Genomic DNA, 14765 nt, shown 5'->3' with positions numbered 1-14765 from the left:
GGCAAGAGTGCCTTTCCCGAGAACCACCCGCTGTCGCTCGGGACGGGCGGCGGCGGCGTCATGTCGGGGCCCGTCTACCAGTTCCTGCCGCGGGCGGACGTCGTCTTCGGCATCGGGTGCAGCTTCACGCGCCACGGCATGGCCACCAACATTCCGGCCGGCAAGGTCCTCATCCATGCCACCAACGACGAGCGTGACCTCAACAAGAACTACCCAGCGGATCATCCGATCCTGGGGGATGCCAGGCTCGTCCTGCGCCAGTTCATCGACGCCGTCACCGATGTCCTCGGTGCTCGACGAGGGGACGCCGGCGCGGTGGCGGGCGAGGTGCAAGCGGCCCGGGCGGCGTGGCTGCAGGAGTGGATGCCCAAGCTCACGTCGGACGAGGTCCCCATCACGCCGTATCGCGTGATCTGGGAGTTCATGCAGACCATCGATCCGCGCGCCGCGATCGTGACGCACGATTCCGGCAGCCCACGGAATCAGCTCGTCCCCTTCTACTGCGCCACGGCGCCACGGGGCTACATGGGCTGGGGCAAGTCGCACGCCCTCGGCACGGGGCTGGGCCTGATCATGGGCGCCAAGCTCGCGGCGCCCGACAAGTTCTGCGTGAACTTCATGGGTGACGCCGCGTTCGGCATGACGGGCCTCGATTTCGAAACGGCCGTCCGCTGCGGCATCCCCATCACCACCATCGTCCTGAACAACTCCGCGATGGCCATCGAGCGGCACGCGCTGGTCGTCTCGCACGACCGCTACCGCACGCGGGACATCGGCGGGAACTACGCGGACATGGGCCGCGCGATGGGCGGCTATGCCGAGCGCGTGGAGAAGCCCGCCGAGATCGCCGCGGCGATCGAGCGCGCCCGGAAGATGAACGCGGACGGGCAGGCCGTGTTGCTCGAATTCATCACCAGCGAGGAGATCACGTTCTCTCACCGGCGCGCCTTCTGAAGCGCGCTCGTGGATCTGCGGCGGCGACACACGAAGCTCCCGCGCGACGTCTGGTCGTGAGCGCGGGCGGGCCGCTCAGCACATGAGCCAGTCGCCGTAGGTGCCGCGGATGGGCTTGCCCTCGGCGAAACGCGAGAGCCGGAAGGTGTCGAGATCTGGATGCGCGCCCGGCCCCTCGGCGACGAGGGCGGCCATCATGTGGCCTACGGCGGGGGAGAGCTTGAAGCCGTGGCCGGAGAAACCCGCCGCGACGAAGCTCCCCTCGGGGCCCACGCGGTCCAGGATGGGGTGCCAGTCGGGCGTGACGTCGAAGCAGCCGGCGTAGCCGCGCGCGAGGCGACCCTCCGCGAGCACGGGGAAGCGATGGCTCACCCGGGCCAGCGCATTCATCGACTCGTCGAGGCGGGATGAGAACACTCTCGCCACGCCGTTCTCTCCATTCTCATCCCTCTCCCCCTTTGGGGGAGAGGGCAGGGTGAGGGGGTCAGGTGTTCGCGATAATCCAGGCTAATAGGTGCTGCTTCCCGCAGCGACGCAAGCCGTCTGCGGCGCATCCATAGCTGCGGCGCCGTCGGTGTATCCTATTGCGGGCGCTAATGGGAGACTCGGGGAGCGTCTAGGCTCCCTGAATGGAGGACGGCCATGAGCGTGGACGTGGTGCGGCGACTGTTCACGGCGGACGAGTATTTCCAGATGATCGAGGCCGGCATCCTGGCCGCCGACGACCGGGTCGAGCTCATTGAGGGTGAGATCCTCGAGATGCCTCCGCGTGCTCCCAACCACAACGCGTCCACGGCGATCCTGAATCGTCTGCTCGTGCTCGGAATCAGGTTGCGCGGCTTCATCTTGCCAGGGGGAACGATTCGGCTTTCGACCAAATCTGCTCCGGCACCCGATATTGTTGTCTTGCGCCCTCATCCTCGAAAATATCGGGACAGATATGCCGAGCCGGAGGATGTGCTCTTGCTCGTAGAAGTTTCCGACAGCTCCCTGCGCCGTGACCGTGAACTCAAGCTACCCATCTACGCCCGTGCGGGGATCAATGAGTACTGGATCGTGAACATCCGTGACGAGATTCTCGAAGTCTACAAGAAGCCTACAGGTTCAGCCTACGCGACAGCGGAGCAATTCCCCAGACCCGAGTCGGTCACTCCTTCGGCCTTCCCAGACCTTCACCTTGCTGTCGACGAGATCTTTGCTTAGCGACCGAGTAGCTCACCCGCCTCAGTAGTCCTTCGGATCCAGCCAGTCACGCAGGCCGTCGCCCGCCAGGTTGAAGGATAGGGTGAGGGAGAAGATCGCCAGCCCGGGCCACCAGGCCATCCACGGCGCGGTCTCGAGGAACTGCTGCGCGGCATTGAGCATGGTGCCCCAGCTCGGGCTGGGCGGCTGGACACCCAGGCCGAGGAAGGAAAGGATGGCCTCGGCGATGATGGCGCCCGGGATCGACACGGTGGCCTGCACGAGGAGCGCGCTCGCGATGTTGGGCAGGATGTGCCGACCCATCACGCGCAGGTCACCGGCCCCGAGCGCTCTCGCCCCCTGCACGAAGTCTTCTTCGCGGCTTCCGAGGACCAGGCCGCGGGTGAGGCGAATATAGGTCGGCGTCGCCGCCACGCCGATGGCCAGCGTGGCGTTCGTGAGGGACGGGCCCAGGATCGTCACGAGGCCGATGGCCAGGATGAGGAAAGGGAAGGAGAGCCAGGCATCGGTGAGCCGCATGATGAGCTGGTCGAACGCCCCGCGATAGTAGCCGGCCACCAGACCGGCGGGTACGCCGACCACGATGGCGAGAAGGATGGAGAAGACGCCCGCCTGCATCGAGATGCGGGTGCCCCAGATCACGCGCGAGAGCACGTCGCGACCCAGATCGTCCGTCCCCAGCGGATGCGCGGCGCTCGGGGCCTTGCGGATCTGGCTCCAGTCGGTGTGCAGGGGATCGGCGGGAGCAATCCAGGGCGCGCCGAGGGCGAGCAGCACGTAGAGCAGGACCACCGTGGCTCCGGCCAGGGCGGGCGGACGCCGCGCCGCGCGGCGCCAGGCTCGCTGGAGCGCCGTCGTCGCGGCCCCGGCGCCGACGGCGGGGAGGGGAGCGGCCACCGCCGTCCCGTCACCGCGCATTCACCGCTCCCTTGATGCGGATGCGCGGGTTCAGCAGCGAGTACGACACGTCCACGAGCAGATTGATGAGGACGTAGGCGCTCGCCGTGATCAGCACGACACCCTGGACGAGCGGATAGTCTCGCGTGAAGACCGATTCCACGATGAGCCGGCCGAATCCCGGCACCACGAAGATCTGCTCGGTCACCACGGCCCCGCCCATCAAGGCGCCCATCTGCAAGCCGAGAATGGTGACCACGGGGATGAGCCCGTTGCGGATGGCGTGGCGGAAGATGACCGCGCGTCCCGCCAGCCCCTTGCTGTAGGCGGTCCGGATGTAGTCCGCGGTCAACACCTCGATCATGCTGTTGCGCGTCTGGCGCATGAGCACGGCGGCCAGCGTGCTGCCGAGGACGAAGGCGGGCATGAGCATGCGCGTGAGATTCCCCACGGGATTCTCCACGAAGGGCACGAACCCCGAGGCCGGCAGCCATCCGAGGCGCACCGAGAAGAACAGGATGAGCATGATGCCCAGCCAGAAGCTCGGGACGGAGAGGCCGCAGAGCGACAACCCATTGGCCAGATAGTCCCAGACGGTATTGCGTCGCACGGCGGAGAGGACACCCACGGGAATGGCGATGGTGAGGGCGACCAGGATCGACAGGCAGGCCAGCTCCATGGTGATGGGCAGCTTTCTCCCCACCGTCTTGGTCACGGTCTCCCGCGTGCGAATGGACTCGCCCAGGTCGCCGCGGATGGCGAGGCCGACCCAGCGGAGATACTGCACGGGGATCGAGTCGTTGAGACCGTACTTCTGGCGGATCTCCTCGAGGCCCGCCGCATCCGCCTCGGTGCCCGCCATCACGCGCGCGGGATCGCCCGGGATGAGGCGCACGCCGGTGAAGACGATCATGCTGATCACGGCGAGGGTGACCGCCGAGATCGCGAGGCGCTGGATCAGGTAGTCGAGCACGGCGCGTCAGGCGGCCGGAGCGGCACCCGCTCGGTGCAACGCCGGCCGCCCCGATCCAGCTACTGCCAGGAGACGCCCTTGATGCGAATGAGGCCGTCGGGCACGGCCTTGTATCCCTTGAGGCTCTTCGAGTGCGAGACGATGTAGTTGGCGTGATAGAGGTACAGGATATTGCGACGGCCGAAGGCGAACTTGTCGACGGCCTGCCGGTACAGGGAGATGCGCTGCGCCAGGTCGCTGACCTCGCGTGCCCGATTCAGGATCGCGTCCACGCCCTCGTCGCATGATTGCGTCGTGTTGAGGGTGGCCCCGCAGGTATGGAACTGGAAGATGTTCGCGTCCGGGTCCACCCGGCCGCTCCACCCAATGAGAAAGGCCTGGTCCTTGCCGGCGTCATTGTCGTTGAGCGCCGAGGCGAACTCGGAGGGCTTGAGGCTGATGTTGAAGCCCGCCTCTTTGACCATCCCCTGGATGACCTCGCCGGCCCGCCGCTGCTGCGGGTCGTTGATGATGACCATCTCGAAGCTGTAGCCGTTTGGAAGACCCGCGTCAGCGAGGAGCTTCTTGGCCTTGGCCACGTCACGCGTCGGGCACTTGCGGCTCTTGTCGTGGAAGGGGCTCACGGGCGAGATGGGCGTGCAGCCGGGCGTGTACTGCCCGTCCCAGGCAACCTGGTTCAGGGCCACGCGGTCGATGGAGAGGTCCAGCGCCTCGCGCACGCGGGGGTCGTTGGCGAGCGGGGTGCCCAGATCCCCGGCCGGGTGGGGCGGCTTGCCGTTCTTGTTGCGAAGGTTGATGGTCAGCCCCGAGTAGGCGATGCCCGTCACGCTCGATACCTCGAATTTGCCTTCCTTGCGCAGGTTGGCGGCGTCCGTCGGTCCCACGAGATGCATCACGTCGATGTCGCCCGAGCGCAGGTTGGCCAGCCGCACGTTGTCGTCGGAAATGATGCGGAAGATCAGCCGGTCGAACTTGGCGGCGGCCTTGTCGAAGTAGTGCGGGGATCGCTCCAGCACGATCCGGTCCTGGGAGATGCGCTCCACGAACTGCCACGGCCCCACGCAGACCGGGGCGGTGCCGAACTTGTCGCCCAGCTTGTTGGCGGCGGTCGGCGAGACGGGCATCCCCGAGCGGTCGGCCAGGATCGCCACGAGCGGGGAGAAGGGCCGATTGAGCTTGAGCCGCACCGTCAGGGGATCCACGACCTCGATGCTATTGACCGATTCGAGCTCCGTGCGCCGGTTGGAGCCTTTCATGTTGAGGTGGCGGTCCAGCGAGTAGCGGACCGACTCGGCATTCATGGGCGTGCCGTCGTTGAACTTGACGCCGGGGCGGAGTTTGATGGTGACGGTCTTGCCGCCGTCACTGATCGCGGGCAAGTCCGCGGCGAGCTGCGGGAAGATGCGCAGGTTCTCGTCGATCTCGTAGAGCTTCTCGCACATCTGGGCGAAGATGATGCGCCCGACATAGGTGCGGGACGGGCTGGGGTCGAGGATGTCGGGGTCCTGGTTGAGCGCTACCACGAGCGTTTTCTTCTGGGCCGCGGCCTGGTCCGCCGGCATGAGGGCGAGGGGCAGGGCCAGGAGCGCGGTGATAGTCGTAAACGCGAGCCGTCTGAGCATCGGTGCCGCCTCCATGATTCGGTCGGTGACCGTCAGGTTCCCAGGGAGCAAAGCGCGCCCATCATACATCTGGCGCGTGCGGAGGGCCACCACGGTCCTCGGTCCGTGGCGAACATGGATCGGCGCGGAGCCCGACGCGGACGGCGGGTGAGCGCGGCTAGGCGCTCCGCGCGAACTTCTGGAGGCTCCGGACCTCGCGGGGCGGAGTCTCGAGGCTGCCCTTGGCCGTCCAGGAGACCTCGGAGACGTAGACGGCGCCCTGGGAGTCGGTGACCACGCTGTGGGGCGCCGTGAACTCCCCGGGCTTCTCGCCGCCGAATGGCCCGCCGAAGCGCGCGACCTTCTGGCCCTTGGCGTCCAGCACCGTCACGCGCGGCCCCAGATTGGGCACGTGCTCGTTCACGGGCAGGGCGTGGCCGAGCTCGCCGATGTAGAAGGTGCCGCCGTTCTGGGTGCGGTCCACGAAGAGGCCGCAGGGGCGGTGGAGATTGTTCCACTGGCCCTGGTACCGGCCCTGGCCGTCGAAGATCTGGACGCGATGATTCTCGCGGTCCGCGACATAGACGAGCCCGTCGCGATCGGTGACGAGGTTGTGGGGCAGGTTGAAGTGTCCAGGGTCGGTGCCGGGCTCACCCCAGGACATGACGTGCTTGCCGTTGGGCGCGTACTTGTGCACGCGCGAGTTGCCGTAGCCGTCCGAGATGAAGAGAAAGCCGCTCTTCGGGCAGATGGCCACGTGGGTCGGACGGTTGAAGGGCTTGCCGCCCTGAAGCGTCGCGGGCTTGTCGGGGTCTCCGATGGTCAGGAGCAGCTTGCCCTCCGGCGTGAACTTCCTGACGGTGTGCTGGAGATCGTCGGTGAGCCACACGGTTCCGTCGGCATCGATGGTGATGCCGTGGGCGCGCCGCACGTGTCCCTCGCCCCAGGAGCGGAGGAACTTGCCGTCGCGGTCGAAGATGATGACGGGATGCTCGCCCCGCGTGAAGCAGAAGACATTGTCCTTGGCATCCACGGCCACGCCCGCGACCTCCACGAAGTGCCAGCCGTCCGGGAGCTTGCCCCAGCCATTGATCGCCTTGAATATCATTTAAGCCCTCGTCTCGGGGCGCTCGTGCCTGCGGCAGCTCGGCCGCCCCTCATCTCGAAAATCAAGACTCCTCAAAGGCCCGGTCCATGCGCTCGAAGCGGCGGCGCAGCGGCTCGCGGGCTTCCTCGTGGGTGATGACGTAGAGGCGGTTGGCCTTGACCGCGCGCAGCACGCGCCCGGCCACCTCCTCCGGCGCGAGATAGCGGCCGATGAGCTGGAACCAGTCGTTCGTCTCGGGGCCGCTCGGATTCTGCAGATCGGCCGGTCGATTGCGCTCGCTCGTGCGGATGTTGGTGGACACGCCCATGGGGCAGAGCACTGAGACGCCGATGTTGTGGGGGCGCAGATCCTTCTGGAGTGTCTCGGACAATCCGACCACCGCGTACTTGCTCGTGTTGTACACCCCGAGCCCCTGGGAGGCGATGAGCCCGGCCATGGAGGCCGTGTTGACGATGTGGCCGGGCTCCTTCTGCGCGATCATCCGCGGCACGAAGGCCTCGATGCCGTGGATGACGCCCCACAGATTGACGCCCAGCACCCACTCCCAGTCGCGGTGGCTGGCCGACTCGAGCGAGCCGTGGATGGCCACGCCCGCGTTGTTGCAGAGCAGATGCACCCCGCCGAACTCGCTGAAGGCGCGATCGGCCAGAGATTGAACGGATGCGAGCTTGGTCACGTCCGTCTTGACGGTGATCGCCTTGCTCCCGGCTTTGGCAACGCTGCCCGCCGTCTCCGCCATACCCGCGTCATCGATGTCGGCGATCACGATGCGCGCGCCCTCGCCGGCGAAGGCGAGGCAGAGGGCGCGGCCGATGCCGCTGGCGCCGCCCGTGATGACCGCGGTCTTGTCCTTGAGACTCTCCATGGGATCTCCCGGATGCGTGGACGCGCCGAGTCTCACGCCACGGGTCGGTGATGTCAAGTGTCAGGGCGCCGCGACGATGGTATCCTCTGGGGCCATGGACTATCGCTTGCCTACGACCGTGGTCCCGCAACGCTACGATCTTCGCCTCGAGCCCAACCTGGAAGCCGCCACCTTCGCCGGTGCCGTGAGCATCATCGTCGACGTGCGCGAGCCCGTGATCGAGATCCTGCTCAACGCCGCCGAGCTCGTCATCGAGAGCGCGGCCATCTCTCAGGACGGGCGCGAGCCCATCCACGGCTCGACCTCGCTCGACGAGGCGGCCGAGCGCGCGCGCCTCGTCTTTCCCATGACGATCACGCCGGGCCAGTGGCGGCTCGCCCTCCGGTTCACGGGCATTCTCAACGACAAGCTCCACGGCTTCTATCGCAGCACGTACAAGGACGCCGCCGGCACCGCGCACACCATCGCGGCCACCCAGTTCGAGGCCACTGATGCGCGGCGCGGCTTCCCGTGCTGGGACGAGCCGGCCTTCAAGGCGGTCTTCGGCGTGACCCTGGTGGTCCCTCAGCCCCTGGCCGCGGTGTCCAATACCTCCGTGCTCAGGGAAGAGGCGCTCGGTGATGGGCGCCGGGCCGTGACCTTCGCGGATACGATCAAGATGTCCACCTACCTGGTGGCCTTCGTGGTGGGGGAGCTCGAGGCGACCGAGCCCGTCATGGTGGGACCGACCCCGCTGCGCGTCTGGGGCGTGCCCGGCAAGAAGCATCTCGGGCGCTTCGCCCTCGACATCGGCGCCTTCTCGCTCGACTTCTTCGAGCGCTACTACGGCGTGCCGTATCCGAGCGACAAGCTCGATCTCCTCGCCATCCCCGATTTCGCGGCGGGCGCCATGGAGAACCTGGGCGCGGTCACCTTCAGGGAGACGGCCCTCCTCGTCGACGAGGCGGCGGCCTCGCATGCCGAGCTCGAGCGCATCGCCGATGTGGTGGCGCACGAGGTCGCGCACATGTGGTTCGGCGACCTCGTCACCATGTCCTGGTGGAATGGCATCTGGCTCAACGAAGCCTTCGCCACCTTCATGGAGCTCCTGGCCGTGGACGCGTGGAAGCCCGAGTGGAAGCGCTGGATCACCTTCGGCGTCTCGCGAGCCTCCGCCATGAACCTCGACGGGCTCAAGGCCACCCGCCCCATCGAGTTCGAGGTGATGGCGCCCCGCGACTGCGAGGCGATGTTCGATCTCCTGACCTACGAGAAGGGCGCGTCGGTTCTGCGCATGCTCGAGCAGCATCTGGGGCCGGAAAGCTTCCGCGCGGGGGTGCGGCTCTACCTCGAGCGCCACAAGTACTCGAATGCCGAGACGACGGATCTGTGGAAAGCCCTCGGAGACGCCGCCCACCAGCCCATTCCCGAAGTCATGGACGGGTGGATCTTCCGCCCCGGCTATCCGCTTGTCAGCGTCGAGATCGATGGGGCAGGACTCAAGCTGACTCAGCAGCGCTTCCTGTACCTCGGCGGCCAGCCGGATCCCGCCGAGCAGTGGCGCATCCCCGTGGTGTTCCGCGCCTCCGTCAAGCGCGGTTACGTCGAGCGCCGGCTTCTCCTCGACGGTGCGGACGCCGCGGTGCCGCTGCCCGCCAAGCCCGACTGGGTGGTCCTGAACTCCGGCGGCCACGGCTTCTACCGGGTCCGCTATGCGCCCGCCCTTCTCAAGAAGCTGGCGGGGGCCCTGGCGAAGATCGCGCCCATCGAGCGGTTCAACCTGCTCAGTGACTGCTTCGCCCTCGCGCAGTCCGGAATGATGACGGCCTCCGACTTTCTCGATCTGACGGGACGGTTCACCACGGAGACCGACCGCAATGTGTGGGCCGTGCTCACGGGGTCACTGGCCTGGGTCAACCGCGTGATTGCCGACGACGACCAGCGTCCCGGACTCGAGGCGCTGGTGCGCCACCGCGTGGACGAGATGGCTTCGCTGCTCGGCTGGGAGCCTCAGGAGGGCGAGAGCGAGCTCGATCGTCAGCTCCGTGGCGACCTGCTCCGCGTGCTGGGGACGCTCGGCAATGACGAGACCGTCCAGGCTCGCGCCCGGGAAGTCTATGCGCGCTACCAAGTGGACGAGACCTCGGTGGACGCCAATGTGCTCCCCGCCGTCATCGCCATCGTGGCCGCCTCAGGGGGCGAGAGCGAATATGCCGACTTCCGGGACCGCTACAAGCGGGCGCGCACACCCCAGGAGGAGCAGCGCTACCTGTACGCCCTCGCGGGCTTCCGGCCGCCCGAGCTGCTGAGGCAGACGCTCGAGATGACCATCAACGGCGAGGTGCGGAGTCAGGATGCGCCATTTCTCATCCGGAGCCTGCTCCAGAGCGTGCACAGCCGAGGACTGGCCTGGGAATTCGTGAAGCAGCACTGGCAGACCATGCAACGGCTCTACCCCGGCAGCGCGTATCGCCGGATGTACGAGGGCATCCCCGCCCTGGTGAGCCCGGAGTGGGAGCGCGATGTCCACGCCTTCTTCGTCGAGCACAAGATCACCCTGGGGGGCAAGACCCTCGAGCAGTACTTCGAGCAGCTTCGCGTCGCCGTCGCTTTCCAGGAGCGGGAGGCGGAAGCGCTGGCAGCCTATCTGGGCCGCCTCATCAAGACGCGCTAGATCAAGCGCGCTAGGAGTCTATCCAAGTAATTCCCATGCCCTCGCGAGCAGGAATGTTCCGCTCGAGCGCCGGCTTTGCCGGCGCAATCTGTCCGGGGGGAGGTTCCGGAAGGGGGGCGGAGCCCCCCTCCGAGTTACCTAGCCGCTGAAGAGCCGCTTGAAGAAATTCTTCACGCTCTCCGCGGCATCGGCCGCGCCGTCCTTGGTCTTCTGCCAGGCGCCTTTGGCCTGCGGCTCGACTTCCTTGGCCGCGTCCTTGACTTTCTCGCCGGCGACCTTGGCGCCTTCCACCACCGTGTTGCCGATGCCCTTGGCGGTTTCCTTGATGCCCTCCCCGGCCTGCTTGGCGCCGGACTCGACCCGCTTCGTGGCCTCGCCCACCTTGCTCGTATCCGTGGACTTCTTGTCCGTGGCCTTCTGGTCGGAAGCGGTGCTCTCGGGGGCCTTGCCCGTATCCTCGGCCAGGATGGCCGCAGGGAGCCCGGCCAGGAGCACGGCCGCCAGGATCGCGATCAACCGGATCAGCTGAGTGTGCATGGGTTCCCTCCATCCAGGGCGCCACGTGTGACCGCTGGACGCCGCCGTTGTTATCAGTATTCTATCCCCGCCCGGAGCTCGGGGCGAGCAGGAGGAGATCCGCGATGAAAGCGACAGTGCTGTTGCCCGGCGAGTCGATAGTGGTGGAGACGGCCCGGGTCGAGGGCGAGAACCTCTGGCTCGACCCGCCGGCCCTCGTGCGCTGCGGAGGCTGGGAGATCAAGCCCGAGGGGCTGTGCCGCGGCTCGCTCTGCGTGCCGGTGCCTCAAGGCCCGGCTGGCCAGGGGCTCCTTGACCTGGGCGGGCCCGCCCCCAGGGTCAACCTCACGGCTCTCGCGCGTCATATGGGCCAGCCGGTCGCCGCGACTCCCGAGCACGCCGTCTGGTCCATCGGCGAGGCGGCCGAGGACGCCGCCGAGCGGCTCCTGTCCCTCGAGGCGCCCGACTTCACCCTCCCGGACATCGACGGGAATCCCCACCGCCTCTCGACCTTTCGAGGTCGGAAGGTTTTTCTCCTTGCCTGGGCCTCATGGTGAGGCTGCCGCTTCGACCTGCCCGGGTGGCAGGCCCTGCACGCCGAGCTGGAGCCGAAAGGCCTGACCGTGATCACGGTGGCCCTCGACAGCGCGGGAACGGCCGCGGCCGGCGAGTGGATCCGCGCGGCCAGCCCGACTCACCCCTCGCTCATCGACGCCCACTACGACGTCGCGCGAGCCTACAACATGGTCAATGTCCCGACCGCCGTGTGGATCGATGAGGACGGGGCTATCGTGCGCCCGAACGAAGTTGCCTTCGCCGACAACCGCTGGATCGAGTACACCAAGTTCGACATGACGCGCTACCTGGCGGCCATCCGCGACTGGGTCGACCGCGGCCCGCGGAGCGGCTTTGTCCTGCCCCCGAAGGAGCGCCGCCAGCGGCTCTTCGTGCCGTCGGCGGCGCACGCGCTCGCCGCGGCGACCTTCCGCCTGGCCGAGCACCTGCACGAAAGCGGACGGCCCGAGGCGGCCGTGCCCTTCTTCAAGCGGGCGCAGGAGCTGCAGCCCGAGTCGTGGTGCTTCAAGCGCCAGGCCTGGGCCCTGACCGACGCCGAGCGCTTCTACGGCACCAGTTTCCAGAAAGAGGTCAAGGCCCTCGGCGGCCGCCCGTACTACACCCCGCTCGATCTCGGAGGATGACCCCATGAAATACGGCGTCGCGATGTTCCCGACCGACTATGCGATCCCCACGGATGCTCTGGCCCGCGAGCTTGAGGCGCGCGGCTTCGAGTCGCTGTGGCTCCCCGAGCACACGCATATCCCCGTCATCCGCAAGAGCCCATGGCCCGGCGGGGCCGATCTCCCGCGCGACTACTGGCACACGCTCGACCCCTTCGTCGCGCTGGGCGCAGCGGCCGCGGTGACCAGGACCCTCATGCTCGGCACCGGCATCTGCCTGGTGATCGAGCGCGACCCCATCATTCTCGCCAAGGAGGTCGCGAGCCTGGACTTCATCTCCGGGGGGCGCGTCCTCTTCGGCATCGGCGGGGGCTGGAACGCCGAGGAGATGGAGGACCACGGGACGCCGTTCAGCGATCGCTGGAAGATCCTGCGCGAGCGCATCGCGGCCATGAAGGCGATCTGGACGCAGGAGGAGGCGCAGTACCACGGGAAGTACGTCAATTTCGACAAGCTCTGGTCATACCCCAAGCCCGTCCAGAAGCCGTACCCGCCCATCCTCATGGGAGGCAGCGGCCCGCACGCGCGTCAGCGCGCCGCGGAGTTCGACGGGCACTGGATGCCCATCATCGGGCGCGATCCTCTGGATGAAGCCATGGCTGATCTGCGCCAGCGCGCGGAAAAGGCCGGGCGCGACCCGGCCACGGTGACGGTGTCGCTCTTCGGGGTGCGGCCCGACGAGGGCAAGCTCGCCGGGTGGCGCGACATGGGCGTGGCACGCGTGGTCTTCTTCGTCCCGTCCGCGCTGGCCGGCACCGTGCTGCCGTTGCTGGATCAGTACGCGGCGGTGGCGAAGAAGGTGGGCTAGAGGGCCGTCCTCGACCTGCAGCTCCGTGGCCGCCTCGTGCCGCTGCCGGGAATGCGGCATTCATAGGCGCCGGTGTTAGGATTGGAAGCGTGACGATCACGCCCGCGCGAATCGAGCTGGCCCTGGCGCCCACGCCGGTCATGAAGCTCGAGCGGCTGTCGCGGCGGCTGGGGGTCGAGCTCTGGGTCAAGCGTGACGATCTGACCGGCCTCCTCGAATCCGGCAACAAGGTCCGCAAGCTCGAGTTCCTCGTCGGCGATGCCCTCGCCCAGGGCGCCGACACCCTCATCACCATCGGGACGCTCCAGTCCAACTGCTGCCGCGCTGTCTCGGCGGTGGCCGCGCGCCTTGGTCTCCGTGCCGTCCTCGCGGTCAAGGGCGGCCGGCCCGATACCTATGACGGAAACCTCCTCCTGGACCGGATGCTGGGCGCCGAGGTGCGGTATCTCACCGACGACCAGTTCCGCCAGGCCGCGGGCACCCTCGAAGCGATTTCCGAAGACGTCCGGCGCGTCGGGGGCAAGCCCTATGTGATTCCCGAGAGCGGCTCCAACGAGCTGGGGGCGCTCGGCTACCTCGAATGCGCCGTCGAGCTCGCGGAGCAGATCACCCACGGGGCGCCGCGCTTCGACACGGTGGCCCTGACGTGCTTCAGCGGGGGCAGCCAGGCCGGGCTCCTCATGGGCAAGCAGCTCGCCGGGCTGCCCTCGGAGATCGTGGGCATCCCCATCGCGTTCCCGGCCGAGCGCGTGCGCAGCTATGTCAGCGACACCATCGGGAAGGCCATCCGTCGCTTCGGCTTCGCCATCGAGGTGCCGAAGAGCATCCATCTTCTGGACGGCTACCAGGGAATGGGACGGGCCGGGGTGGACGACGCGGAGCTCTCCCTCGTGATCCGTCTGGCGCGTGAGGAAGGCCTGATGCTCGATCCCGTCTACACGGCCAAGGCCTTCGGCGGGCTTCTCCACACGCTCGAGCGCGACCCCAAGGCGCTCGGCCAGCGTGTCTGCTTCATCCACACCGGCGGTATCTTCAGTGTCTTTCCGTTCCGCGACGCGCTGACGCGACTCCTCGATTCCTGACCGTGGCGCACCTCCGGCTCACGGGCGGCGAGCTCGACGGGCTTCTTCTGCACTACCTCTCGGAGGGGCAGGGGCCGGCTACCGTGCTTCTCCACGGCCTGGGCGGCTTTGCCGAGTCCTGGCGCCATACCATCCCCGAGTTGGGACGCCACGGCCGGGTGATCGCCCTGGACCTGCCGGGCTTCGGGAAATCCGGCAAGCCCCGCCGCGCGTACACCCTGACCTTCCTGGCCGAGGTCCTCGAGGCATTCCTCCGCAAGCTGGGCCTCGAGCAGGTGCGCCTGGTCGGCCACTCCATGGGCGGCGCCGTGGCCGCCCGCTTCACCGTGGCTCACCCGGCCCGCGTCGAGCGGCTGGCCTTCCTCGCCTCCGCCGTGCCGGGGTTTCCCCTCCGGCCCTCGTGGGTGTACCGGACGCTGTCCCTGCCGGGGATCGGCGAGCTTCTCTCGAGGCTCATCACGCGCGGGATCTGCGCGACGGCGCTCGAGCGCTGCTTCGTCTCGCCCGATCCCGAGGAGATTCGCTTCTTCGTGGAGCACGAGTTCGCGGTCCGCGCCTCTCTCGATGGCCGGGCAGCCTACCTCTCGCTCCTGCGCTCGGTCCGGGAGGACTTCACGGAGCACACCCAGCTCTACCGGGAGGGACTGCTCAGGTTCCGGCGGCCCATCCTGCTCGTCCACGGGCTCCAGGACGCCGTCATCCCGCTGGCCCACGCACGGCAGGTGAGCCAGGGACTCGATCTCGCCACCGCCAAGTGGCTCGACCGGTGCGGGCACTTCCCGCAGATCGAGCACGCGGCCACCGTCAACACCTACCTGACGGAGTTTCTCTTCGAGCCCGCCTCCCGTGGATGAGCGGGGGCAGGGA

The 14765-nt window shown here is 67.7% G+C and carries 14 protein-coding genes; 7 read left to right on the top strand and 7 right to left on the bottom strand.

The features are described 5' to 3' along the window. A partial coding sequence (locus VGT00_11350; GenBank protein ID HEV8532004.1) for a thiamine pyrophosphate-dependent enzyme occupies window positions 1–954 on the top strand: 954 nt, incomplete at its 5' end. Window positions 955–1029: 75 nt separating this feature from the next. Here VGT00_11350 and VGT00_11345 read toward each other — a convergent pair. Beyond that, window positions 1030–1380 (bottom strand): FAD-binding oxidoreductase, encoded by a 351-nt coding sequence (locus VGT00_11345; protein HEV8532003.1) that lies wholly within the window; start codon window positions 1378–1380, stop codon window positions 1030–1032. Between the two features lie 216 nt (window positions 1381–1596). Between VGT00_11345 and VGT00_11340 the strand changes: the two genes are divergently transcribed. After that, entirely contained in the window at window positions 1597–2157 is a 561-nt protein-coding gene (locus VGT00_11340; GenBank protein HEV8532002.1) for a Uma2 family endonuclease, read from the top strand. A gap of 21 nt (window positions 2158–2178) precedes the next feature. Here VGT00_11340 and VGT00_11335 read toward each other — a convergent pair whose 3' ends face one another. The 5 genes from VGT00_11335 to VGT00_11315 all read right to left on the bottom strand — a co-directional run bounded on the left by VGT00_11335 (window position 2179) and on the right by VGT00_11315 (window position 7601). Beyond that, a complete protein-coding gene (locus VGT00_11335) occupies window positions 2179–3075 on the bottom strand; it encodes an ABC transporter permease (GenBank protein HEV8532001.1) in 897 nt (298 codons plus the stop codon). Then, the gene (locus tag VGT00_11330) at window positions 3065–4027 is read right to left on the bottom strand and encodes an ABC transporter permease (protein ID HEV8532000.1); all 963 of its coding nucleotides are present in this window, start codon (window positions 4025–4027) and stop codon (window positions 3065–3067) included. Before VGT00_11330 ends, VGT00_11335 begins: the two co-directional genes overlap by 11 nt. A 59-nt stretch (window positions 4028–4086) precedes the next feature. Further along, on the bottom strand, window positions 4087–5649 hold the full coding sequence (locus tag VGT00_11325) for an ABC transporter substrate-binding protein (protein HEV8531999.1): 1563 nt from the start codon (window positions 5647–5649) through the stop codon (window positions 4087–4089). Window positions 5650–5806: 157 nt separating this feature from the next. Next, on the bottom strand, window positions 5807–6736 hold the full coding sequence (locus tag VGT00_11320; GenBank protein HEV8531998.1) for a peptidyl-alpha-hydroxyglycine alpha-amidating lyase family protein: 930 nt from the start codon (window positions 6734–6736) through the stop codon (window positions 5807–5809). 61 nt (window positions 6737–6797) lie between these two features. Continuing rightward, the gene (locus tag VGT00_11315) at window positions 6798–7601 is read right to left on the bottom strand and encodes an SDR family NAD(P)-dependent oxidoreductase (protein HEV8531997.1); all 804 of its coding nucleotides are present in this window, start codon (window positions 7599–7601) and stop codon (window positions 6798–6800) included. Between the two features lie 94 nt (window positions 7602–7695). On the opposite strand from VGT00_11315, the gene VGT00_11310 reads away from it, so the two are divergent. Then, a complete protein-coding gene (locus VGT00_11310) occupies window positions 7696–10254 on the top strand; it encodes a M1 family metallopeptidase (protein HEV8531996.1) in 2559 nt (852 codons plus the stop codon). Between the two features lie 138 nt (window positions 10255–10392). On the opposite strand, the gene VGT00_11305 is transcribed toward VGT00_11310, so the two are convergent. Beyond that, entirely contained in the window at window positions 10393–10791 is a 399-nt protein-coding gene (locus VGT00_11305) for a hypothetical protein (protein HEV8531995.1), read from the bottom strand. Window positions 10792–10895: 104 nt separating this feature from the next. Between VGT00_11305 and VGT00_11300 the strand changes: the two genes are divergently transcribed. From VGT00_11300 to VGT00_11285, 4 genes are all read left to right on the top strand, one after another. Then, on the top strand, window positions 10896–11969 hold the full coding sequence (locus VGT00_11300) for a TlpA disulfide reductase family protein (GenBank protein ID HEV8531994.1): 1074 nt from the start codon (window positions 10896–10898) through the stop codon (window positions 11967–11969). 4 nt (window positions 11970–11973) lie between these two features. Beyond that, window positions 11974–12816, top strand: a complete 843-nt coding sequence (locus tag VGT00_11295) for an LLM class F420-dependent oxidoreductase (GenBank protein ID HEV8531993.1) — start codon at window positions 11974–11976, stop codon at window positions 12814–12816. A gap of 89 nt (window positions 12817–12905) precedes the next feature. Continuing rightward, window positions 12906–13898 (top strand): D-cysteine desulfhydrase family protein, encoded by a 993-nt coding sequence (locus tag VGT00_11290; GenBank protein HEV8531992.1) that lies wholly within the window; start codon window positions 12906–12908, stop codon window positions 13896–13898. Window positions 13899–13900: 2 nt separating this feature from the next. Next, window positions 13901–14752 carry an alpha/beta fold hydrolase gene (locus VGT00_11285; protein ID HEV8531991.1) on the top strand — a complete coding sequence of 284 codons (852 nt, stop codon included), beginning with the start codon at window positions 13901–13903 and terminating at the stop codon, window positions 14750–14752. Window positions 14753–14765: the final 13 nt, after the last annotated feature.

The organism is Candidatus Methylomirabilota bacterium (assembly GCA_036002485.1).
Lineage (GTDB): Bacteria > Methylomirabilota > Methylomirabilia > Rokubacteriales > CSP1-6 > AR37.
Note: the sequence above shows the minus strand (reverse complement) of the source record. Positions and strands in the feature narration are given on the sequence as shown.

What these genes read in the sequence shown, in the direction of transcription:
- VGT00_11340 (HEV8532002.1), top strand. Translation starts at nt 1,597, where the DNA reads ATGAGCGTGGACGTGGTGCGGCGACTGTTCACGGCGGACGAGTATTTC.
- VGT00_11295 (HEV8531993.1), top strand. Translation starts at nt 11,974, where the DNA reads ATGAAATACGGCGTCGCGATGTTCCCGACCGACTATGCGATCCCCACG.
- VGT00_11310 (HEV8531996.1), top strand. Translation starts at nt 7,696, where the DNA reads ATGGACTATCGCTTGCCTACGACCGTGGTCCCGCAACGCTACGATCTT.
- VGT00_11305 (HEV8531995.1), bottom strand. Translation starts at nt 10,791, where the DNA reads ATGCACACTCAGCTGATCCGGTTGATCGCGATCCTGGCGGCCGTGCTC.
- VGT00_11335 (HEV8532001.1), bottom strand. Translation starts at nt 3,075, where the DNA reads ATGCGCGGTGACGGGACGGCGGTGGCCGCTCCCCTCCCCGCCGTCGGC.
- VGT00_11320 (HEV8531998.1), bottom strand. Translation starts at nt 6,736, where the DNA reads ATGATATTCAAGGCGATCAATGGCTGGGGCAAGCTCCCGGACGGCTGG.
- VGT00_11325 (HEV8531999.1), bottom strand. Translation starts at nt 5,649, where the DNA reads ATGCTCAGACGGCTCGCGTTTACGACTATCACCGCGCTCCTGGCCCTG.
- VGT00_11315 (HEV8531997.1), bottom strand. Translation starts at nt 7,601, where the DNA reads ATGGAGAGTCTCAAGGACAAGACCGCGGTCATCACGGGCGGCGCCAGC.